The sequence below is a fragment of the Streptomyces sp. NPDC006294 genome (genome assembly GCF_042870895.1).
GTDB lineage: Bacteria > Actinomycetota > Actinomycetes > Streptomycetales > Streptomycetaceae > Streptomyces.
The window spans coordinates 239,279-259,241 of the sequence record NZ_JBIAHV010000005.1; the positions used below are offsets into that span (position 1 = coordinate 239,279).

The window sequence follows — 19,963 nt, forward strand, 5'->3', positions numbered from 1 at the left end:
CCCGCCGCAGGGGCCCGATCGGCCCCGGGCGACGGGAATCGGCCGTGGTCCCCAAGTCCGGAGGAATTGTGGGCGCCGGCTGGCACGATGGCCGACATGGAATACAGGGGGATACACGAGACGGCCCTGACGCCCGCGGACGCCGCGGAGTTCGCCCGCATGCTCCATGACGCGCCCGGCCCGCATCTGGGCCGCGCCCCCGTGCCCGTCCTCGTCCACGAGCCGGGCACCACCCCGGCCGGGCGGCGCGGCGCGCTCCAGGTGGTGTACGACGCGATCGTGGCCCGGATCGGGGAGCCGACGCTGTACGGCGGCTCCGCGGCCGGCCCGAGCGTGCGCTGGCGCGACGGCCACCGCATTCTGCTGCTCGCCGGGGACGCGCAGCAGGTGGGGCTGTCGGTCCACGACACGCTGACCTTGGAGGCCGAGGAGCGGCGCGCCTTCGAATGGCGCGGCCCCTGGTCCGGTGGCCAGCCGTACGACCAGGCGTTTCTGCCGTACGTCTGGCAGTTGGACCGCAGCGGCCCCGGCGAACGGCCGACGGCGGGCCCCGGCAACCGGCTGGCGGCGGACCTGACGCAGTTCCAGTACGGGCTGGAGCTGCTCCTGGGCGCCTGGGTGGAGCAGCTGGCGGTGCAGGTGGGGACCGACTGGGCCAGCTTCTGCCTGACCAGCTCCGCGGACCGGGGGCGTCAACTCCTCGTGTCCTACAGCGTCGAGGACGGCCTGCACGCCTCGATCGACGACCGCGACGGGGAGAACAACGACGACCGGGCCCGGATGATGCTGTCGCGCGGCTGGCAGAGCCGGGACCGCGGCTGGTGGCAGACCGACTTCACCGACCCGGGACGCGAGTCCGCCGCGGCCCTGGCCGCCCTTGTCGTCACCGAGCTGTACGCGCGGGGCACCAGGGCGCCGGAGGAACTGCGGGCACGGGACGTGAGCTGCAAGGACCGCGGCGAACTGTGGCTCCCGGGCCTGGGAATCCGCCACTGACGACCACCGGGCCGCGGGCCGCGTACGGGCCTGCCGGCGGTCCCGGCGCTCGTGTACGCGTCTGCCGGCGATGCCGCCGGCCCGGGCCTGCGCCACTGACCATGGCGCACGCCCGGGCCCGCGTCCGCGCCGAGCACGGGGCCGTGTTCGTGCTCGGGTACGCCGCGGGCCGGCCCAGGGGGCGTCTTCTGCCCGCCTCTTCCCGCTGTACCGGATGTGCGGCTCCGCCGCGTGGCGGGCAAGCCCCGGGCACGGGCGGCGGGCCGGGCCTCGCCCGGGCCCGGTACCGCGCTCCGCGCGGTGGCCTCAAACGCCGGCCGGGCTTGAGTTGCCCGGACCGGGCGTACCAGGCAACTGCAGCCCCGCTGGGGGCACCTCCCACGGCCGCCAGGCCGTAGGGGGAGATTGAGGCGCGGGACTCGGGGCGGAGCCCCCGACAAGACCGGCCACTCCCGCCCCGGGGCCGCCGCCCGGTCGCGGGCGCTACGCCCCGAGCAGGCCCGTCACGGGTGCCAGCTGGCCGGTCAGCGGGTCGAGGTCGTGGGGCACCCCGGCCAGCCGGTTGAGGCCGGACAGCTGCTGGGACGCGCTCGGCATCTGCTCGCGGTGCTGCGGGGCGACGGAGCTGCCCGCGAGGGTGTCGACCGTGTCCATGACGGACAGCGTCCCGGTGGGAAGCGGAGAGGCGGCGCTCGCAGCGGGCGCTGCGAGCGCGGAGGCGCCGGTGGCGAGGGCGAGAGCGGCGAGGACACGCTGTGCTTGGGTCATGCGATGACAACGGCGCGCCCCGGCGATCGGTCACGGTGCCGTCCACCCGTACGAGAAACGCGCCCCGGCACCGCAACGCCGCCGCCGTGTACCGGCGTCCGGCCACGGTGACGACGAAGGGGCGGCGCGCACCCTTCGGTGCGCGCCGCCCCTCGCGGAACGTCAGGCCGTCAGCCCTCGGTCACGCCGAGCTTCTCGAGGATCAGCTCCTTGACGCGAGCCGCGTCCGCCTGGCCGCGCGTGGTCTTCATGACCGCGCCCACCAGCGCGCCCGCCGCCGCGACCTTGCCGCCGCGGATCTTGTCCGCGATCGCCGGGTTGCCCGCGATGGCCTCGTCGACGGCCGTGCCCAGCGCACCCTCGTCGGAGACGACCTTGAGGCCGCGCTTCTCGACGACCGTGTCCGGGTCGCCCTCGCCGGCGAGCACGCCCTCGATGACCTGGCGGGCCAGCTTGTCGTTGAGTGAGCCCTCCTTGACCAGCGCGGCCAGGCGGGCGACCTGCACCGGGGTGATCGCGAGCTGGTCCAGCGCCTTGCCCGACTCGTTGGCGCTGCGCGCCAGTTCGCCCATCCACCACTTGCGGGCGGCGGGCGCCGCCGCGCCGGCCTCGATCGTGGCGACGATCAGGTCGACCGCGCCCGCGTTGAGGATCGACTGCATGTCGTGCTCGGAGACGCCCCACTCCTCACGGAGCCGGTTGCGCCGCACCCGCGGCAGCTCCGGCAGCGTGGCGCGCAGCTCCTCGACCCACTCGCGCGTGGGCGCGACCGGGACCAGGTCGGGCTCGGGGAAGTAACGGTAGTCCTCCGCCTCCTCCTTGACCCGGCCGGAGGTGGTGGAGCCGTCCTCCTCGTGGAAGTGACGGGTCTCCTGCACGATCGTGCCGCCGGACGAGAGCACCGCGCCGTGGCGCTGGATCTCGTACCGCGCCGCGCGCTCGACGCTGCGCAGCGAGTTGACGTTCTTCGTCTCGGAGCGCGTGCCGAACTTCTCGGTGCCGTGGGGGCGCAGCGACAGGTTCACGTCGCAGCGCATCTGGCCCATCTCCATCCGGGCCTCGGACACCCCGAGCGCCTTGATGAGTTCGCGCAGCTCGGCGACGTACGCCTTGGCGACCTCGGGGGCGCGCTCGCCGGCGCCCTCGATCGGCTTGGTGACGATCTCGATCAGCGGGATACCGGCCCGGTTGTAGTCCAGCAGGGAGTGGGACGCGCCGTGGATACGGCCGCCTGAGCCGCCGACGTGGGTCGACTTGCCGGTGTCCTCCTCCATGTGGGCGCGCTCGATCTCCACACGGAAGATCTCGCCGTCCTCGAGCTGGACGTCCAGATAGCCGTTGAAGGCGATCGGCTCGTCGTACTGCGAGGTCTGGAAGTTCTTCGGCATGTCCGGATAGAAGTAGTTCTTCCGGGCGAAACGGCACCATTCGGCGATCTCGCAGTGCAGGGCGAGGCCGATCTTGACGGCGGACTCGACGGCGACCGCGTTGACGACCGGGAGCGAGCCCGGCATGCCGAGGCAGGTGGGGCAGGTCTGCGAGTTGGGCTCGGCGCCCAGCTCGGTGGAGCACCCGCAGAACATCTTGGTCTTTGTGCCGAGTTCGACATGGACCTCGAGGCCCATGACGGGGTCGTAGGACGCGAGGGCGTCCTCGTACGACACCAGTTCAGTGACGGTCACGATGCAACTTTCCCTCTCAGCCCAGCAGAACGTCGTCGTCGCCGAGCCGCTTCAGCTCGCGGTAGAGGATGGCCAGACCGGTGACGATCGCCGCGGCGGACACGACGGCGTCGGCCAGGCGCAGCATGTCACCGTCCTCGCGGGCCAGCTTGGCCTGCTTGGCGACGCTGATCGCACCGAACGCGGTGCTGCCCAGCGACACGTACAGCCCGGTCCTGGACTTCTTGAAGTTCTTGGCCTTTTTTGCCATGGCGCTCATAGCGACGGAGCCTCCTCGAGCAGCGGGTGGCCCCAGCGTTCCACGAAGGCGGCCTCGACGGCGGCACCGACCTTGTACAGCCGGTCGTCCTTCATGGCCGGGGCGATGATCTGCAGGCCGACGGGCAGGCCGTCCTCCGGTGCGAGACCGCAGGGCAGCGACATGGCCGCGTTGCCGGCCAGGTTGGTCGGGATGGTGCACAGGTCCGCGAGGTACATCGCCATCGGGTCGTCGGCGCGCTCGCCGATCGGGAAGGCGGTGGTCGGCGTCGTCGGGGAGACGATCACGTCGACCTGCTCGAAGGCCTTCTCGAAGTCCCGGGTGATGAGGGTGCGGACCTTCTGCGCGGAGCCGTAGTAGGCGTCGTAGTAGCCGGAGCTGAGCGCGTACGTACCGAGCATGATGCGGCGCTTGACCTCGTCGCCGAAGCCGGCCTCGCGGGTCAGCGCGGTGACGTCCTCCGCCGACTTCGTGCCGTCGTCGCCGACCCGCAGGCCGTACCGCATGGCGTCGAAGCGGGCGAGGTTCGAGGAGCACTCGGACGGCGCGATGAGGTAGTACGCGGAGAGCGCCAGCTCGAACGACGGGCAGTCCAGCTCGACGATCTCGGCGCCGAGTTCCTTGAGCAGCTCGACCGACTCGTCGAAGCGCTGCAGGACACCGGCCTGGTAGCCCTCGCCGCGGAACTGCTTGACGATGCCGACCCGCATCCCCTGGACGCTGCCGTTGCGCGCGGCCTCGACGACCGGCGGGACCGGGGCGTCGATGGACGTCGAGTCCAGCGGGTCGTGCCCGGCGATGACCTCGTGGAGCAGGGCGGCGTCGAGGACGGTACGGGCGCAGGGCCCGCCCTGGTCGAGGCTGCTGCTGAACGCGACCATGCCGTACCGCGACACGCCGCCGTACGTCGGCTTGACGCCGACCGTGGCGGTGACGGCGGCGGGCTGGCGGATCGAGCCGCCGGTGTCCGTGCCGATGGCGAGCGCCGCCTCGTAAGAGGCGAGCGCGGCGCTGGAGCCACCGCCGGAGCCGCCCGGGATACGGGTCAGGTCCCAGGGGTTGCCCGTCGGGCCGTACGCGCTGTTCTCCGTGGAGGACCCCATGGCGAACTCGTCCATGTTGGTCTTGCCGAGGATGACCACGTCGGCGGCCTTGAGCCGCCGGGTGACCGTCGCGTCGTAGGGCGGGATCCAGCCCTCGAGGATCTTCGAACCGACGGTGGTCGGGATGCCCTCGGTGGTGAAGATGTCCTTCAGCGCGAGCGGCACGCCGGCGAGCGGGCCGAGCTTCTCGCCCTTCGCCCGCTTCTCGTCCACGGCGCGGGCCTGCGCGAGGGCGCCCTCACGGTCGATGTGCAGGAAGGCGTGGACCTTCTCGTCGACGGCCTCGATACGGGCCAGGTGCGCCTCGGTGACCTCGACGGCGGTGAGTTCGCCGGCGGCGATCCTGGCGGCGATCTCGGCGGCGGTGAGCTTGATGATGCTTTCCGTCATGACGGGTTAGTCCTCCCCCAGGATCTGCGGCACCTTGAAACGCTGCTGTTCCTGGGCCGGGGCGCCGGAGAGTGCCTGCGCGGGGGTGAGCGACGGACGGACCTCGTCCGCGCGCATGACATTGGTCAGCGGCAGCGGGTGGGAGGTCGGGGGTACGTCTTGGTCGGCGACCTCGGAGACGCGGGCGACCGCGCCGATGATGTCGTCGAGCTGTCCGGCGAAGTGGTCGAGCTCTTCGCCGGACAGCTCCAGACGCGCCAGCCGAGCGAGGTGGGCGACCTCCTCGCGCGTGATGCCAGGCATGCAGCGATCCTCTGGGGTGAGTGCGATGGTTTTGGCCCAATCCTATGGGGCCGGCGCCGCCGACCGTGAAACGGTTTGCCTTCCCCCTCCCCGGCCACCGGTCCCGGCCCCCTCGCACCCCTCCCCGGACAGCCCCGCGAACCCACGCTCCGCACCGCGCCGCCCTGCGCCCCGACCGTCTCCGAAGCCCGACGCACGCCCCCTCCCGGGCGTCAGCCGCCCGCACCGAGCGGGGGCGGGTGCGGGTCCGGCCGGACGCCGGGGCGGTGGGATGCCGTCCCGGCCGAAGCCCGAGCGCGCCTCCGCGGCCCGTCAGCCACCGGCCGGCCGGGTGTGCCTCCCCGGTGTTCCCCCGGGCGGGCCGGATCCCGGCGCAGGGGGTCCGCCCCACCCGGGGCCGCGGGCCCAACCAGGACAGCAGGCCCAACACGCAGCCGGCGGCGGCCGGGCCGGTACAGGTCTCGTACCCGTGTGCACGGGACCGGCCGGCCAGGGGCAGTCCGGCCCAGCCGTGCCGTGGGACGGCCCCCGGCAGGGCCGCTACGTCACCGCGCGGCCCGGGGTGCGGTCGGCGTGCGGCTGGGGCGGGGGGAGTTCACCGGCAGGGAGGGCGGGGCGGTGCCAGCCGCGCTCGCCGCGGGCCAGCAGCCACGCCGTCGTCTCCTGCGGCGGCATCGCCGCGGCGACCAGCCAGCCCTGCACCGCGTCGCAGCGCAGGTCCCGCAGCCGCTCCCACGTCTCGTCGTCCTCGACGCCCTCCGCGACCACCAGCAGGCCGAGCGAGTGCGCCAGGTCGACGGTGCAGCGGACGATCTCCGCGTCCTCGTTGTCAAAGGCGAGCCGGGCCACGAAGGAGCGGTCGATCTTCAGCTCGCTGACCGGCAGCCGGCGCAGATGCACCAGGGACGAGTAGCCCGTGCCGAAGTCGTCGAGCGACATCTTGACGCCGTGGTCGGCGAGACCGGCCAGCGTGTCCGCGGCGCGCTGCGGGTCCTCCAGCAGCACGTGCTCCGTTATCTCCAGCTGGAGCGCGCCCGGCGGGACCCCGTGCCGGGCGAGCCGCGCGGCGACGGCGCCGGCGAAGCCGGGCGCGTGGACGTCGCGCGGTGAGACGTTGACGGCGACCGGCACTTCGAGCCCCTGCGCGCGCCACTTCGCGACCTGGCCGAGAGCGGTCTCCAGGACGTACTCGGTCAGGTGCGGCATCAGCCCGGAGGACTCGGCGATGGCGATGAACTCGTCCGGGGGGACGCGCCCCCGCTCGGGGTGGACCCAGCGGACGAGGGCTTCGAGCCCGGCGACGTGCCCGTCGAAGCGGACCTTGGGCTGGTAGTGGAGCTCCACGTCGCCGGCGTCCAGCGCCCGGCGCAGGTCGCCGAGCAGCCCCAGCCGGTCGGGGGTGTTGCTGTCGCGCTTGGACTCGTACACCTCGACGCCCGTGCGGTCGCGCTTGGCCTGGTACATCGCCACGTCGGCGCGGCGCAGCAGTCCTTCGGCGTCGAGCGCGTGGTCGGGGAAGACGGCGAGTCCGGCGCTGGCCTCCAGGACGAGGGTGAGCCCGTCGAGGTCGAGGGGCGAGGACAGTTCGGACACGAGGTGCCGGGCGATGCGCTGGGCGGAGGTCGTGGAGTCCGCCGTCGGCAGCAGCACGGCGAACTCGTCGCCGCCGAGCCGGGCGGCCTCCGCACCGCGCGGCAGCGCCTGCCGCAGCCGTTCGGCGATCTGCAGCAGGAGCCGGTCGCCCGCGAGGTGACCGAGGGTGTCGTTGACCGACCGGAAACGATCGAGGTCGATCAGTACGAGTGCGGCACGCGCACCGCTGTTCTCCGCGTCCTCGAGCGCGGACCAGGTGCGTTCGAGCAGCCACTGGCGGTTGGGTAGACCGGTGAGCGGGTCCCGCAGCTGCTCCTCCGCCCTGGCCCTGGCGATCCACAGCGTCGAGTCGAGCGCGATGAGCGCCACGGCGAACAGGGGCAGCAGCAGCGGCATGGCGACGGCGACGACGCAGATCAGCGGCGCGATGCCGACGAGCGCGACGGCGACCAGCCCCTGTCTGAGCAGGGCCGTGCGGGCGACGGTCGGCAGCCCGCCGCCCTGGGGCGCCAGCACGTACCAGAGCAGCAGCCGGGTGACGCCGAGATACGACGCGGCGGCGACCATCACCTCGGGCGCGGCCTCGAGTTCCCAGCCGAGCGGGTCCCAGGGCCGCTCGACGCTGGGGACGACGCCGAAGAGCGCGAGGGCGAGCGCCGCCGCGCCGATGCCGAGGACGTCGACGGCGCCGTGCAGCACGCCCTGCCGCCAGCGGTTGCGGCAGGCCGTGCCGACGAGTGCGACGACGGCGAGGCTGACGAGACCGGCCGGCACCCAGCCGTACAGCAGCAGCGTGGCGAGCGTCAGCGCGGCCCCGGAGCCGGTGCCGCCCCACCAGCGGTCGCGGCCGAGGGCGACGAGGTGGCCGACGATGATCCCGGTGAGCAGGGCGAGCGACCAGCCGACGGTTCCCGCGGGGAAGAGCGCGTGGCCCTCGGCGACGGTCTGCACGGCCCCGGTGGCGAGCAGGAGCGCGGCACACGCGACAACGGCGGCGGGCAGGCCGACCCGGCCCGCCAGGGCCGCCAGTGCACGCGGCCGTGAGACCGGGGCGGCGCTCTCGGTCGGTTTCATTCCCGTCCCTCTCACAGCCGGCGGTGCCTGCCCTCGCGATGGCTCCCGTTGTCGTGCCACCACGACTGAATTCCCACCACGCAGCCGTGCACGACAGGCGCGCATCTCAACAGTAGGCCGCAGGAGGCTCGTACAGGCAGCGCTCTACAGCTCTTGCCCGAATGCGACCCGGCCACCCTTAACCATCTGGTATGCGCTGAACGGGTGACCCGTACCAGGCGTTCCTGAGGCCCGGACGGCGTCCGGATACCGACCCTCGTGGGGTGTTGGCGCTCTTCGCGCGCCCCCGTGAAGCGCCCGTCCGAGCCCCTTTTGTCACGTCTCCTCAGTCACAGCAGCCTCACGAGCCGCGTCCGGCCCCTGTTCGAGCAGCACGGCGAAGCCCGTCTCGTCCAAAACCGGCACCTTCAACTGCATGGCCTTGTCGTACTTCGAACCGGGGTTGTCACCGACCACCACGAAGCTCGTCTTCTTCGATACGGAACCGGCCACTTTCGCTCCGAGGCCCTGGAGCGCCTCTTTTGCGCCATCCCTGGTGTGGTTCTCGAGCGTGCCGGTGACGACGACGGTCAGTCCCGCGAGCGGCCGGGGGCCCTCGTCCTCGCCGGACTCCTCCTCCAACCGGACGCCGGCGGCACGCCACTTGCGCAGGATCTCCTGGTGCCAGTCCTCCGCGAACCACTGCTTGAGCGCGGCGGCGATGATCGGCCCCACGCCCTCGGTGGCCGCCAGCTCCTCCTCCGTCGCCTGCTCGATCCGCTCGAGGGAGCGGAACTCGCGGGCGAGCGTCCGGGCCGCGACGGGGCCGACATGACGGATGGACAGACCGTTGATGAACCGGGCCAGCGGCGCCTGTTTGGCGGCCTCGATCCCGGCGAGCATCTTGAGCGCGTTGGTCTTCGGCTCGCCCTGCTTGTTCGCGAAGACCGTGGCGACCTTCTCATCGCCCGTCTTGGGGTCGCGCTTGGGCAGGCCGCTGTCCTGGTCGAGGACGTACGCCTTGATGGGCAGCAACCGCTCGATGGTCAGGTCGAACAGATCGCCCTCGTCCCTCAGCGGCGGCTCGGCGGGCTCCAGCGGCCGGGTCAGCGCGGCGGCGACCACCTCGCCGAAGTGGTCGATGTCCAGGCACTCCCGGCCGGCGAGATAGGAGACCCGCTCCCGCAACTGCGCCGGGCACGACCGGGCGTTGGGGCACCGCAGGTCGATGTCCCCCTCCTTCATCGCGCGCAGCGCCGTCCCGCACTCGGGGCACTCGGCCGGCATGACGAACTCCCGCTCGCTGCCGTCCCGCAGGTCCACCACCGGGCCGAGGATCTCCGGGATGACGTCACCGGCCTTGCGCAGCACCACCGTGTCGCCGATGAGGACGCCCTTTGCCTTGACCACGTCCTGGTTGTGCAGGGTGGCGAACTCCACCTCGGAGCCGGCCACCGTCACCGGCTCCACCTGTGCGTACGGCGTGACACGGCCGGTGCGGCCGACGCCGACCCGGATGTTGATCAGCTTGGTGTTGACCTCCTCCGGCGCGTACTTCCAGGCGATGGCCCAGCGCGGGGCCCGGGCCGTGGAGCCGAGGCGGCCCTGCAGCGGGATCTCGTCGAGCTTGACGACGGCGCCGTCGATCTCGTGCTCCACGGAGTGCCGGTGCTCGCCGAAGTACGCGATGAACTCGCGCACCTCCTCCAGGGAGCCGACCACCTTGTTGTGCTTCGCCGTGGGCAGGCCCCACTCGCGCAGCAGGTCGTACGCCTGCGAGAGGCGGTCGATGGTCAGGCCCTGCCGGGCGCCGATGCCGTGCACCACCATGTGGAGCGGCAGCTTGGCGGTGACCCGGGGGTCCTTCTGGCGCAGCGAACCGGAGGCGGAGTTGCGCGGGTTGGCGTACGGCTGCTCACCGGCCGCCACGCGGCGGGCGTTGAGCTCCTGGAACCCCTCCATGGGGAAGTAGACCTCGCCGCGGATCTCCACGAGGCCGGGGATGCGCTCGCCCTTCAGCCGGTCGGGGATGCCGGCGATGGTGCGCACGTTCGGAGTGATGTCCTCACCGACGCGGCCGTCGCCCCGGGTCGCCGCCCGGGTCAGCCTGCCCTTCTCGTACGTGAGGTTGACCGCGAGGCCGTCGACCTTGAGCTCGCACAGGAAGTGGTACCCGGGGGCGCCCACCTCGCGGGCGACGCGGTCCGCCCAGGCGGCGAGCTCCTCGTCGTCGAACGCGTTGTCCAGGGAGAGCATCCGCTCGCGGTGCTCGACCTTGGACAGCTCGGTCTCGTAGTCCCCCGCGACCTTCTGGGTCGGGGAGTCGGGCGTGCGCAGCTCCGGATACCGCTCCTCGAGCTCTTCGAGCTCGCGGAGCAGCCTGTCGAACTCCGCGTCGGAGACGACGGGGCTGTCCTTCACGTAGTACCGGAAGCGGTGCTCCTCGATCTGCTCCGCGAGGAGCGCGTGCTGCTCCCGTGCCTGTGCGGGCAGGGTCGTCTGCTGTTCGCCGGCCACCGTTTCGTCCTCCCGTTGTCCGCGCACCCGTTACTCAGGGTTGTCCGCGAGTGATGTCGCGGCACGGACGCAGTGGGCGAGGGCCGCACGCGCGTACGCGGGCGAGGCGCCCGCGAGCCCGCACGTCGGGGTGATCACCAGCGACTCGGCGAGAGTCCCCGGATTCAGCCCCAGCCTGCGCCACAGTGTCCGTACACCCTTGACGATATCGGCGCCCACCGACAATCCCGCCGCCGCGGCGTCGGTCGGGGGGACGACGCCGGCAAAGAGCTTGGTCCCGGCCTCCACCGCCTCGCCGATCGACTCCTCGTCACGCTCGGTGAGCAGATCGAAGTCGAACGAGATCCCCTGCACGCCGGCGCGGCGCAGCAGCGCGAACGGCACGTCGGGCGCGCAGGAGTGCACGACGACCGGGCCGTCCGCCACGGCCATGACCTCCCGCAGCCCGGCCTCGACGACCTGCCGGTCCACGGCGCGGTACGTGCGGTAGCCGCTCGCGGTCCTGACCTGCCCGCTCAGCACGGCGGTCAGGGACGGCTCGTCGAGCTGGAGCACGACGTGGGCGCCCGGCACCCGGCGGCGCACCTCCGCGAGATGGTCGCGCAGCCCTTCGGCGAGGGAGGACGTGAGGTCACGGCAGGCGCCGTGATCGCCGAGGACCGCCTCGCCGCCCCGGCGTTCCAGCGCGGCGGCGAGCGTCCACGGGCCGACCGCCTGGACCTTCAGCGGGCCCTCGTAGCCCTGGGTGAACTCCTCCAGCGCGTCGAGGTCCTCGCCCATCCAGGACCGGGCGCGGCGGGTGTCCCGGCCGGGCCGGTCGCTGATCCGCCAGCCGCTCGGCTCCACATGCGCGTACATCTCGACGAGCAGCCCGACCGTCCGGCCGATCATGTCCGCGCCGGGTCCACGGGCGGGCAGCTCGGTCAGATGCGCGAACTGCTCGAACGTCCCGGTGACCGTCCTCGCAGCTTCACGCGCGTCACCGCCGGGCATGGACCCCACACCGGTGGCGGGGCCCCAGGGAAACTCGTTCTTCTCGCTCACGCGGGAAGCGTACGTGGGCCGGGCGAGCCCGGCGGGACCGGACCGGCGCGACCGGGGCGCGGGCGGCGTGACCGGCGCGGCCGGGCTGGCTGGCTGGCTGGCTGGCTGGCTGGCTGGCTGTGGCAGCCTCGCCGACGATTGAGGCGCGGGTCCGGGCAGAGCCCGGTTCGGGAAGGGGCGGGGAGGGGAAACGGCCCGTCGCAGGCGCGGCGTCAGTGGCCCGGGCGGACCGTCAGGTCGTTGATCTCGGCGTCGCGTGGGAGGTCGACGGCCGTGAGGATCGCCGTGGCGACCGACTCGGGGTCGATCCAGCGGGCGGGGTCGTATTCCTTGCCCTCCTGCGAGTGGACCTTGGCCTGCATCGGGCTCGCCGTGCGGCCCGGATAGACGGATGTCACCCGCACGCCGTTCGCGTGCTCCTCGTGGCGGAGCGAGTCGGCGAGCGCCTTGAGGCCGTGCTTGGAGGCGGCGTACGCGCCCCACTCCGCGTGGGCGTTGAGGCCGGCGCCCGAGTTGACGAAGACCACGTGGCCCCGGGCGGCCCGTAGTTGCGGGAGGAAGAGCCGGGTCAGCTCGGCCGGGGCGATCAGGTTCACGTTGAGCTGCTGGTGCCAGGTCTTGGGGCGCAGCTCGGCGATCGGGCCGAGGTCGACGATGCCGGCGATGTGCAACAGCGAGTCGACGCTCTCGGGCATGGACTGGTGTCCGAGGGCCCAGGAGATCCGGTCGGGGTTCGCCAGGTCGGCGACGACGGTGCCGGCTCCCGGGTACCGCGCCTCGAACTCCTTGGCCCGGCCCGCGTCGCGCGCCACGAGGACGAGGTCGTCGCCCCGCTCGTGCAGTCGGCGCGCGACGGCCGCGCCGATGCCGGATCCTGCGCCGGTGATCAGATGCGTGGTCATGCCCGCCATGCTCGCACTACTGCACGCCGGCCATCTCCTCGAGGTAGGCCATCGCGCCCGCGCCGTCCTCGGCGAAGAAGACCAGCTCGGTGAGCGGCAGCGGCAGGAACCCCTCGTCCTCCATCCGCTGGAACTGCTGCTTCAGACCGTCGTAGAACCCGGCGGTGTTGAGCAGGACGACCGGCTTGTCGTGGTGGCCGTGCTTCTTCAGCTCCAGGATCTCGGTCGCCTCGTCGAGCGTCCCCGTACCGCCGACCAGGATCACGACCGCGTCGGACTTGGCGAGCAGCAGCGCCTTACGCTCGGCGAGATCCTTGGCGACCACCATCTCGTCTGCGTTCGCCCGCGCCTTGGCCTGGAGGAACTCCACGGACACCCCGACGAGCCGGCCGCCGGCCTCCTGCACGCCGTCCGCCACGACTTTCATGAGCCCGCTCTCGGAGCCGCCCCACACCAGCGTGTGCCCGCCCTTGCCGATCAGCTCGGCGAATTCACGTGCGGGGCGGGTGTAGCACTCGTCGAGGTCGGCGGCCGAGAGGAAGACGCAGATGTTCATGGATCCCACGGTACGGGCGACCACCGACAACCCCGGGAAAGTTTTCTCCGCCGCGAGCGATGAGTTCCCGCGACCGGCCCGGTCACCCCTCTCATGGACACCACGAGCATGGCTGTGAAGAAGGCCGAATCCGCGGACGGCACCCTCATCGCGTACGAACACCGGGGCGACGGCGCCCCGTTGGTGCTGGTGAGCGGCGCGCTGTGCACGTCCGCGTCGGAGGCCCCGCTGGCGGAGCTGCTGTCGCCGCACTTCACGGTGTTCACCTACGACCGCCGGGGCCGCGGCGCGAGCGGCGACCTCCTGCCGTACGCGGTGGAGCGCGAGATCGAGGACCTGGCCGCCGTCATCGCGGCGACGGGGGGCAGCGCCGCCGTCCACGGCACGTCCTCCGGCGCCGCGCTCGCCCTGCGCGCCGCGGCGGCGGGGCTGCCGATCACCCGGCTCTCGCTCTACGAGCCCCCGTTCGAGACCGACCCGGCGGCCCGGGACCGGAACAGCCGGTATGTCCGGCGGATGAGGCAGCTGCTGGCCCAGGGCCGGCGGGGCGACGCGCTCGCCGCGTTCCTCGAGGCGGTCGGCATGCCGCCGCAGGCGCTGGCCGGGCTGCGGCTGCTGCCGATGTGGTCCGGCATGGAGGCGCTCGCGCACACCCTGGCGTACGACCACGAGGTGATGGGCGACGGCATGGTGCCGACGGGCCTGCTCGCCACGGTTTCCGTCCCCGTGTTGGCCGTCGACGGCGGCGCCAGCCCCGCCGGTATGCGGGACGCCGCCCGCGCCGTCTCCCGCGCGCTCCCCCGCGGCCGCCACCGCACCCTGACGGGCCAGACCCATGAAGTGGCTCCGCACGTCCTGGCGCCGGCCCTGGCGGGCTTCTTCGGCCCATGACCCGCGGCCCACGACCCTCCGGACGCCCGCACTCCCGGCACTGCCGAAAGCGGGAGTCCCGGGACGCGGCGCGGGACGTGCTCGAGTCCGTGCTGACCGAGCCGGACACCGCAAGGGCGGCGGAAGAGACCGCGCGGCGCCTGCGCGACCTCCGGGTGAGGACCGGTCACGTCCACGCCGCCGTACGGTGCCCGGGACACGGCCCGGCTGATCGCGTCAGGGCTGCGCGAGCGCGATCTCCTCACCCGGTGGGATGCCGCGAAGGGGTGGATCGGCACGGACTTCCATGACCCGGACACGACGGTCCTGTCGTTCACCTTCTGGCCGGGGCTCGCCGCCGGGCAGAAGGACAGGGACGGGCCGTGGCTGCAGTTCACGTGGCGTCTTACCGACGACGGCACACCCCCCGTCGAACGCGCCGCGGCGGCGCTGCGGCGCTTGGCCGCCGAGGACCCGAAGTCGTACGCGGAGCCCATCGGCGGCTCCCGTGAGCATGCCGAGGCGCTGGGCTACGCGTGGCCGGAGCGGGAACGTCCGCGGTGAAGCGCCCCTGGTCAGGTCCGTGCCGCGGTCACGCGACCGCGGCCGCCCGGCGGGTCGTCGTCGCGATCGTCGCGGAGCCGACCACGCGGGTGCCGTCGTAGAGCACGATCGCCTGGCCCGGGGCCACGCCGCGCACCGGCTCGCCGAAGGAGACCCGCAGCTCCGAGCCGTCGACGAGCTCCGCCGTGACCGGTGTCTCGCCGCCGTGGGCGCGGAGCTGAGCCGTGTACGTGCCGGGGCCCGTCGGGGCCGTGCCGCACCAGCGGGGCTTGATCGCGGTCAGGGCGATGACGTCCAGCGCCTCCGCCGGACCGACGGTCACGGTGTTGTCGACCGGGGAGATGTCCAGGACGTAGCGCGGCTTGCCGTCGGGGGCGGGGTGGCCGATGCGCAGGCCCTTGCGCTGGCCGATGGTGAAGCCGTACGCGCCGTCGTGGGTGCCGAGCTTCGCGCCGCCCTCGTCGACGATGTCGCCCTCCGCCCGGCCGAGACGGTTCGTGAGGAAGCCCTGGGTGTCGCCGTCGGCGATGAAACAGATGTCGTGACTGTCGGGCTTCTTGGCGACCGCCAGCCCGCGCCGCTCGGCCTCGGCCCGGATCTCGTCCTTGGTGGTCAGCGTGTCGCCGAGCGGGAACATCGCGTGGGCGAGCTGCTTCTCGTCGAGCACGCCCAGGACGTACGACTGGTCCTTGGCCATGTCGCTGGCCCGGTGCAGCTCGCGGGTGCCGTCCTCGCCCGTCACGACCGTGGCGTAGTGCCCGGTGCACACGGCGTCGAAGCCGAGCGCGAGCGCCTTGTCGAGCAGCGCCGCGAACTTGATCTTCTCGTTGCAGCGCAGGCACGGGTTGGGCGTGCGGCCCGCCTCGTACTCGGCGACGAAGTCCTCGACCACGTCCTCCCGGAAGCGTTCGGCCAGGTCCCACACGTAGAACGGGATGCCGATGACGTCCGCGGCGCGGCGGGCGTCGCGCGAGTCCTCGATGGTGCAGCAGCCGCGCGCCCCGGTCCGGAACGACTGCGGGTTCGCGGAGAGGGCCAGGTGCACGCCGGTGACATCGTGACCCGCTTCTGCGGCGCGGGCGGCGGCGACGGCGGAGTCGACTCCGCCCGACATGGCGGCAAGGACGCGGAGGGGGCGCGGGGAGGTCTCAGTCATAGCGGTACCAGGGTACGGGCCCCGGGGAACCGAACGCTCGTGAGTAAGCGTTGTCACCGTCATGGGGAGCGACAAGAAGCACGGCGAGGGCGGTCGCGGCGTGAGCCGGCGGGCCGTGCTGATCGGCACCGGCGCGGTGCTCGCGGGCGGCGGCCTGCTGGCACAGGACGAGCTGCGGCAGGCCTGGTGGCGGCTGCCGGGCATGACCAGGCCGCGCAAGGAGGGTGAGCTGGACCACGCGGGCGCGGAGTGGACGGCCGCGTCGCGGGAGAACTGGCGGCTCGCCGACCGCCCCGACGACTTCGGCATCGACATGGTGGTGATCCATGTCGTCCAGGGCAGCTATCCCTCGGCCCTGCGGGTCTTCAAGGACCCCGGCCACGGCGCTGCGACGCATTACGTGATCCGCAAGGACGGTCATGTGGCGCAGATGATCCGCGAGCTGGACGTCGCGTTCCACGCGGGGAACCGCTCGTACAACGAGCGGAGCATCGGCATCGAGCACGAGGGCTTCGTGCACCGACCACAGGACTTCACGGACGCGATGTACCGGTCGTCGGCGAGACTGACGGCCGGTATCTGCGTCCGCTACGACATACCCGTCGACCGCGAGCACATCATCGGCCACGTCGAGGTCCCGGGCACGGACCACACCGACCCGGGACCGCACTGGGACTGGCCGAAGTACATGAAGCTGGTGAGGGCGGCGATGCCCGCTGCGCGCAAAGCGGCGGAGGCGGCGAAGGCGGCGGAGGCGAGCGCCTGAGGCTTACGGGCCCGTCAGTGCAGGGACATGGTCATGCCCATCGGCGCGTCCGACGGCTGCAGCCCCGGCAGCAGCCAGTCCTGGAACGGTGCGAGACCGGCGAGCACCAGGAAGACCACCCCGACCACCGTCGAGAACACGGGCCCCAGCCGCCACAGCTTCTCGACGAAGATCACCGCCGCCACCGCCGCCATCGCCGCGATGTTCATGACCCCGAGCGGGACGAGCACGGCCATCAGGCCCCAGCAGCAGCCCACGCAGTACAGGCCGTGGTGCGCCCCCACGCGGAAGTCCCGGGCCCACGGCCTGAACTGGGCGTAGGCCATCAGCCGGCTCATCGGGGCGCGGCAGTGCCGCAGGCAGACGTTCTTCAGCGGCCCGAGCTGCTGGAGCCCGGCCAGCAGGAATGCGGTGAAGGCGATCCAGCGCCCCGCGCCGGGGTGATCGTGTACGAGGTCTCCGGTGGCGGCGAGGGCCCCGTACGCGAGGAGCCCGAACGCCGTCCAGACGAACAGGTAGCCCCCGACGAACGCGGCCGTCCGCGCCGCACGTGCCAGGCCCGTCGAGCGCCGGCCGATCCACCGCGCCCAGGTGATCGCCACCGGAGCGACCGACGGCAGCATCATGGCCGCCATCATCACCAGCCACAGCAGCAGGAACAGCGGGATGCCCAGCCCCATCGTTCCCGGCTCGATCCCCATGTCGCCCGCCTGCCCGACGGTCAGCGCCCATGCGAGGACGGCGAGCAGCACGAGCAGGGACCAGCCGGTCACGAGCATCCGGGGCGGCAGCAGGTTCCCCCGGCACAGCGGCGACACGTCGGGGATGCGCCGGTGAAGCGCGGTGGTCGTCCGGGAGCGGTTCACGAGGCTCCTCCACAGCGGGGCCGCCAGGACAGGAGATCTTCTTCCAGGACAGCACGCCACCGCATGCCCTGCACCCGCGGCCCTGGCCTCGGGTGCAATGGCGGGTGCACGATGGAAAGGAGGTGGAGGAGGTCCGAACATGACTGACACGGCCCAGACACCGCAGACCGTTCCCCGTTGGCACCTCGCGGGCGACTGGTTCGACACATGCAAGTGCAACATCCCGTGCCCGTGCTCCTTCGCGCAGCCGCCCACGTTCGGCGACTGCGACGGAGTCCTGGTCTGGCACATCCGTGAGGGCAGCTACGGAGACGTCTCCCTCGACGGCCTCAACGTACTGATGCTCGGCTCCTTCGTCGGCAACATCTGGGGCGAGCACTCCGACTCGTACGCCGCGCTCTTCCTCGACGAGCGGGCGGACGACGGGCAGCGCGCCGCCATGCAGACCATCTTCGGTGGCCGGGCGGGCGGCTGGCCCGGCGAGTTCGTGAAGGTCGCCGACATGGAGGTGCGGGGCATGGAGTTCGCCCCCGTCGAATTCCGGATCGACGACGACATGGGCTCCTGGAGCGCCGGCGTGCCCGGCCGCGTCGAGGCTCGCGCCGAGGCGCTCACCGGCCCGACCACCCCGGAGGGCGCTCGCGTCCAGACCACCAACCTGCCGGGCTCCGAGACGGGACCGGGCCAGGTCTCGACCTGGGGCCGCGCCACCGCCGACCGGGCCGACGCCTATGGGTTCCAGTGGAGCCGCGAGGGGCAGTCCAGCAAGCACATCACCTTCGACTGGGCGGGGCCCGACTGAGCATCCGGCCCGGCGTCACGCCGCTGGGGCCGCGGAGCCGGCCGCCTCCCCTGCGCGGGCGCGGCAGGGGCGCCGCTAACCCAGGCCCGCCGTGCGCGCCCGTTCGACCGCCGGGCCGATGGCCCGGGCGACGGCGTCCACGTCGGCCTTGGTCGAGGTGTGGCCGAGGCTGAAGCGCAGGGTGCCGCGGGCGAGGTCGGGCGGGGTGCCGGTGGCGAGGAGGACGTGGCTCGGCTGGGCGACGCCCGCGGTGCACGCGGAGCCGGTGGAGCATTCGATGCCCTGGGCGTCGAGCAGCAGAAGCAGGGAGTCGCCCTCGCAGCCGGGGAAGGTGAAGTGCGCGTTGGCGGGCAGTCGGTCGACCGGGTCGCCGCCGAGGATCGCGTCGGGGACGGCGGTGAGCACGGCGCGTACGAGGTCGTCGCGCAGCCCGCCGACGTCGCGGGCGAAGTCCTCCCGGCGCTCGGCGGCCAGCCGACCGGCCACCGCGAAGGCGGCAATGGCGGGCGCGTCGAGGGTGCCGGAGCGTACGTGGCGTTCCTGGCCGCCGCCGTGCAGCACTGGGACCGGGCTGTACTCGCGGCCGAGCAGCAGGGCTCCGATGCCGTACGGGCCGCCGATCTTGTGGCCGGACACGGTCATCGCGGCGAGCCCCGAGGCGGCGAAGCCGATGTCGAGCTGGCCGAACGCCTGGACCGCGTCGGCGTGCAGCGGGACGCCGAACTCGGCCGCCACGTCGGCGAGTTCACGGGCCGGCAGGACCGTGCCGATCTCGTTGTTGGCCCACATGACGGTGGCGAAGGCGACGTCGTCCGGGTTGCGTGCGATTGCCTCGCGCAGCGCCTCGGGGTGGACCCTGCCGTAGGGGTCGACCGGCAGGTACTCGACGGTCGCGCCCTCGTGTTCGCCGAGCCAGTCCACCGCGTCGAGGACGGCGTGGTGTTCGACGGGGGAGGCGAGGACGCGGGTCCGGGCGGGGTCGGCGTCGCGGCGGGCCCAGTACAGGCCCTTGACGGCGAGGTTGTCGGCCTCGGTGCCGCCCGAGGTGAAGACCACCTCGCTGGGCCTGGCGCCGAGGGCTTCCGCGAGGGCTTCGCGGGCCTCCTCGACGGTACGGCGGGCCCGGCGCCCGGCGGCGTGCAGGGAGGAGGCGTTGCCGGTGACGGCGAGCTGGGCGGTCATCGCCTCGATCGCCTCCGGCAGCATCGGAGTCGTCGCGGCGTGGTCGAGGTAAGCCATGGTGGCCCCGATTCTACGAGGCCCGGTGGGGGCACGGACGCGGCGCAGGGGTGCACACGCGCACCCCGGGTGCGCGCCGGGAGCGGCTCGGTCCCGGCAGGCGTGGGCCGCGTCAGCCGCCGAAGCTCCAGACGACCGCCCCGTTGACGGTCACGAGCACGGCGAGCACGACGAGATCGGCGACGCCGAGGGCGAGGCCGAACAGGGCGCGGCCACGGCGGGTGGTGCCGCGCCGCAGGGCGAGGGCCGCGAGCACGACGGCGGCCGGGCCGAGCACGATGTTCATCGCGAGCAGTCCGACGAGGCCGAGCACGAACGCGGCGACGGCCATGCCGTCGGCGTCCTTGCGCCGCGCCTCCGCGGCGCTGCCCACCGCGCCGGTCGCGGTGCCTTCGGCAGAGTTCGACGGGCGGTCGGCCGGGCCGTGCGCGGCCGCCGGCGTCCCGTCGGGGTTCTCGGTGCGCGACGCGGCTGCTGTGCGGCTGCCGCCGCGGCGTGGTGGACGTACGAGTTCGGCGAGTTGCATGACGTCTC

18 protein-coding genes are annotated in these 19,963 nt (G+C 72.8%); 4 read left to right on the forward strand and 14 right to left on the reverse strand.

Translation table 11 applies throughout. The features are described from left to right. Window positions 1-96: 96 nt before the first annotated feature. Window positions 97-996 carry a hypothetical protein gene (locus ACFYOP_RS10915; protein ID WP_356892869.1) on the forward strand — a complete coding sequence of 300 codons (900 nt, stop codon included), beginning with the start codon at window positions 97-99 and terminating at the stop codon, window positions 994-996. A gap of 483 nt (window positions 997-1,479) precedes the next feature. On the opposite strand, the gene ACFYOP_RS10920 is transcribed toward ACFYOP_RS10915, so the two are convergent. From ACFYOP_RS10920 to ACFYOP_RS10965, 10 genes are all read right to left on the reverse strand, one after another. Next, entirely contained in the window at window positions 1,480-1,764 is a 285-nt protein-coding gene (locus ACFYOP_RS10920) for a hypothetical protein (RefSeq protein WP_356892867.1), read from the reverse strand. 170 nt (window positions 1,765-1,934) lie between these two features. Further along, window positions 1,935-3,449, reverse strand: coding sequence for an Asp-tRNA(Asn)/Glu-tRNA(Gln) amidotransferase subunit GatB (gatB, locus tag ACFYOP_RS10925; RefSeq protein WP_356892961.1), 1,515 nt, complete (start codon window positions 3,447-3,449; stop codon window positions 1,935-1,937). A 13-nt stretch (window positions 3,450-3,462) separates the two neighbouring features. Beyond that, window positions 3,463-3,705, reverse strand: a complete 243-nt coding sequence (locus tag ACFYOP_RS10930) for a hypothetical protein (RefSeq protein ID WP_356892865.1) — start codon at window positions 3,703-3,705, stop codon at window positions 3,463-3,465. Beyond that, on the reverse strand, window positions 3,702-5,198 hold the full coding sequence (gene gatA, locus ACFYOP_RS10935; RefSeq protein ID WP_356892863.1) for an Asp-tRNA(Asn)/Glu-tRNA(Gln) amidotransferase subunit GatA: 1,497 nt from the start codon (window positions 5,196-5,198) through the stop codon (window positions 3,702-3,704). Before gatA ends, ACFYOP_RS10930 begins: the two co-directional genes overlap by 4 nt. A gap of 6 nt (window positions 5,199-5,204) precedes the next feature. Continuing rightward, entirely contained in the window at window positions 5,205-5,501 is a 297-nt protein-coding gene (gene gatC / locus ACFYOP_RS10940; RefSeq protein WP_356892861.1) for an Asp-tRNA(Asn)/Glu-tRNA(Gln) amidotransferase subunit GatC, read from the reverse strand. Window positions 5,502-6,041: 540 nt separating this feature from the next. Beyond that, window positions 6,042-8,168 carry a bifunctional diguanylate cyclase/phosphodiesterase gene (locus ACFYOP_RS10945; protein WP_356892859.1) on the reverse strand — a complete coding sequence of 709 codons (2,127 nt, stop codon included), beginning with the start codon at window positions 8,166-8,168 and terminating at the stop codon, window positions 6,042-6,044. A 315-nt stretch (window positions 8,169-8,483) separates the two neighbouring features. Continuing rightward, window positions 8,484-10,664: an NAD-dependent DNA ligase LigA gene (gene ligA, locus ACFYOP_RS10950; protein WP_356892857.1), complete on the reverse strand. Its 2,181-nt coding sequence runs from the start codon at window positions 10,662-10,664 to the stop codon at window positions 8,484-8,486. Between the two features lie 30 nt (window positions 10,665-10,694). Continuing rightward, a complete protein-coding gene (locus ACFYOP_RS10955) occupies window positions 10,695-11,708 on the reverse strand; it encodes a methionine synthase (RefSeq protein ID WP_356892855.1) in 1,014 nt (337 codons plus the stop codon). Between the two features lie 212 nt (window positions 11,709-11,920). Beyond that, entirely contained in the window at window positions 11,921-12,610 is a 690-nt protein-coding gene (locus ACFYOP_RS10960) for an SDR family oxidoreductase (RefSeq protein ID WP_356892853.1), read from the reverse strand. A gap of 16 nt (window positions 12,611-12,626) precedes the next feature. Further along, window positions 12,627-13,166 (reverse strand): TIGR00730 family Rossman fold protein, encoded by a 540-nt coding sequence (locus ACFYOP_RS10965; protein ID WP_356892851.1) that lies wholly within the window; start codon window positions 13,164-13,166, stop codon window positions 12,627-12,629. 108 nt (window positions 13,167-13,274) lie between these two features. Here ACFYOP_RS10965 and ACFYOP_RS10970 point away from each other — a divergent pair, with 108 nt between their 5' ends. Further along, window positions 13,275-14,057 (forward strand): alpha/beta fold hydrolase, encoded by a 783-nt coding sequence (locus ACFYOP_RS10970; protein ID WP_356892849.1) that lies wholly within the window; start codon window positions 13,275-13,277, stop codon window positions 14,055-14,057. Window positions 14,058-14,628: 571 nt separating this feature from the next. On the opposite strand, the gene mnmA is transcribed toward ACFYOP_RS10970, so the two are convergent. Further along, a complete protein-coding gene (gene mnmA, locus ACFYOP_RS10975; protein WP_356892847.1) occupies window positions 14,629-15,756 on the reverse strand; it encodes a tRNA 2-thiouridine(34) synthase MnmA in 1,128 nt (375 codons plus the stop codon). Between the two features lie 61 nt (window positions 15,757-15,817). Between mnmA and ACFYOP_RS10980 the strand changes: the two genes are divergently transcribed. Beyond that, complete coding sequence (locus ACFYOP_RS10980) at window positions 15,818-16,522, forward strand: N-acetylmuramoyl-L-alanine amidase (RefSeq protein ID WP_356892845.1); 705 nt, start codon at window positions 15,818-15,820, stop codon at window positions 16,520-16,522. A gap of 14 nt (window positions 16,523-16,536) precedes the next feature. Here ACFYOP_RS10980 and ACFYOP_RS10985 read toward each other — a convergent pair whose 3' ends face one another. Next, on the reverse strand, window positions 16,537-17,301 hold the full coding sequence (locus tag ACFYOP_RS10985) for a DUF2182 domain-containing protein (protein WP_356892959.1): 765 nt from the start codon (window positions 17,299-17,301) through the stop codon (window positions 16,537-16,539). Window positions 17,302-17,527: 226 nt separating this feature from the next. Between ACFYOP_RS10985 and ACFYOP_RS10990 the strand changes: the two genes are divergently transcribed. After that, window positions 17,528-18,190, forward strand: a complete 663-nt coding sequence (locus ACFYOP_RS10990) for a DUF1326 domain-containing protein (protein WP_356892843.1) — start codon at window positions 17,528-17,530, stop codon at window positions 18,188-18,190. A 75-nt stretch (window positions 18,191-18,265) separates the two neighbouring features. On the opposite strand, the gene ACFYOP_RS10995 is transcribed toward ACFYOP_RS10990, so the two are convergent. Together ACFYOP_RS10995 and ACFYOP_RS11000 are read right to left on the reverse strand one after the other, a co-directional pair. Next, a complete protein-coding gene (locus ACFYOP_RS10995) occupies window positions 18,266-19,429 on the reverse strand; it encodes a cysteine desulfurase family protein (protein ID WP_356892841.1) in 1,164 nt (387 codons plus the stop codon). Between the two features lie 112 nt (window positions 19,430-19,541). Continuing rightward, window positions 19,542-19,955, reverse strand: coding sequence for a hypothetical protein (locus ACFYOP_RS11000; protein ID WP_356892839.1), 414 nt, complete (start codon window positions 19,953-19,955; stop codon window positions 19,542-19,544). Window positions 19,956-19,963: the final 8 nt, after the last annotated feature.

Excerpts from the sequence above, each read along its gene's own strand:
- ACFYOP_RS10970 (WP_356892849.1), top strand. The coding sequence starts at position 13,275 with ATGGCTGTGAAGAAGGCCGAATCCGCGGACGGCACCCTCATCGCGTAC.
- ACFYOP_RS10990 (WP_356892843.1), top strand. The coding sequence starts at position 17,528 with ATGACTGACACGGCCCAGACACCGCAGACCGTTCCCCGTTGGCACCTC.
- ACFYOP_RS10960 (WP_356892853.1), bottom strand. The coding sequence starts at position 12,610 with ATGACCACGCATCTGATCACCGGCGCAGGATCCGGCATCGGCGCGGCC.
- ACFYOP_RS10965 (WP_356892851.1), bottom strand. The coding sequence starts at position 13,166 with ATGAACATCTGCGTCTTCCTCTCGGCCGCCGACCTCGACGAGTGCTAC.
- ACFYOP_RS10945 (WP_356892859.1), bottom strand. The coding sequence starts at position 8,168 with ATGAAACCGACCGAGAGCGCCGCCCCGGTCTCACGGCCGCGTGCACTG.
- ACFYOP_RS10995 (WP_356892841.1), bottom strand. The coding sequence starts at position 19,429 with ATGGCTTACCTCGACCACGCCGCGACGACTCCGATGCTGCCGGAGGCG.
- ACFYOP_RS10930 (WP_356892865.1), bottom strand. The coding sequence starts at position 3,705 with ATGAGCGCCATGGCAAAAAAGGCCAAGAACTTCAAGAAGTCCAGGACC.
- gatA (WP_356892863.1), bottom strand. The coding sequence starts at position 5,198 with ATGACGGAAAGCATCATCAAGCTCACCGCCGCCGAGATCGCCGCCAGG.
- gatC (WP_356892861.1), bottom strand. The coding sequence starts at position 5,501 with ATGCCTGGCATCACGCGCGAGGAGGTCGCCCACCTCGCTCGGCTGGCG.
- ACFYOP_RS11000 (WP_356892839.1), bottom strand. The coding sequence starts at position 19,955 with ATGCAACTCGCCGAACTCGTACGTCCACCACGCCGCGGCGGCAGCCGC.
- ACFYOP_RS10920 (WP_356892867.1), bottom strand. The coding sequence starts at position 1,764 with ATGACCCAAGCACAGCGTGTCCTCGCCGCTCTCGCCCTCGCCACCGGC.
- ACFYOP_RS10980 (WP_356892845.1), top strand. The coding sequence starts at position 15,818 with ATGGGGAGCGACAAGAAGCACGGCGAGGGCGGTCGCGGCGTGAGCCGG.
- mnmA (WP_356892847.1), bottom strand. The coding sequence starts at position 15,756 with ATGACTGAGACCTCCCCGCGCCCCCTCCGCGTCCTTGCCGCCATGTCG.
- ACFYOP_RS10985 (WP_356892959.1), bottom strand. The coding sequence starts at position 17,301 with ATGCTCGTGACCGGCTGGTCCCTGCTCGTGCTGCTCGCCGTCCTCGCA.
- ACFYOP_RS10915 (WP_356892869.1), top strand. The coding sequence starts at position 97 with ATGGAATACAGGGGGATACACGAGACGGCCCTGACGCCCGCGGACGCC.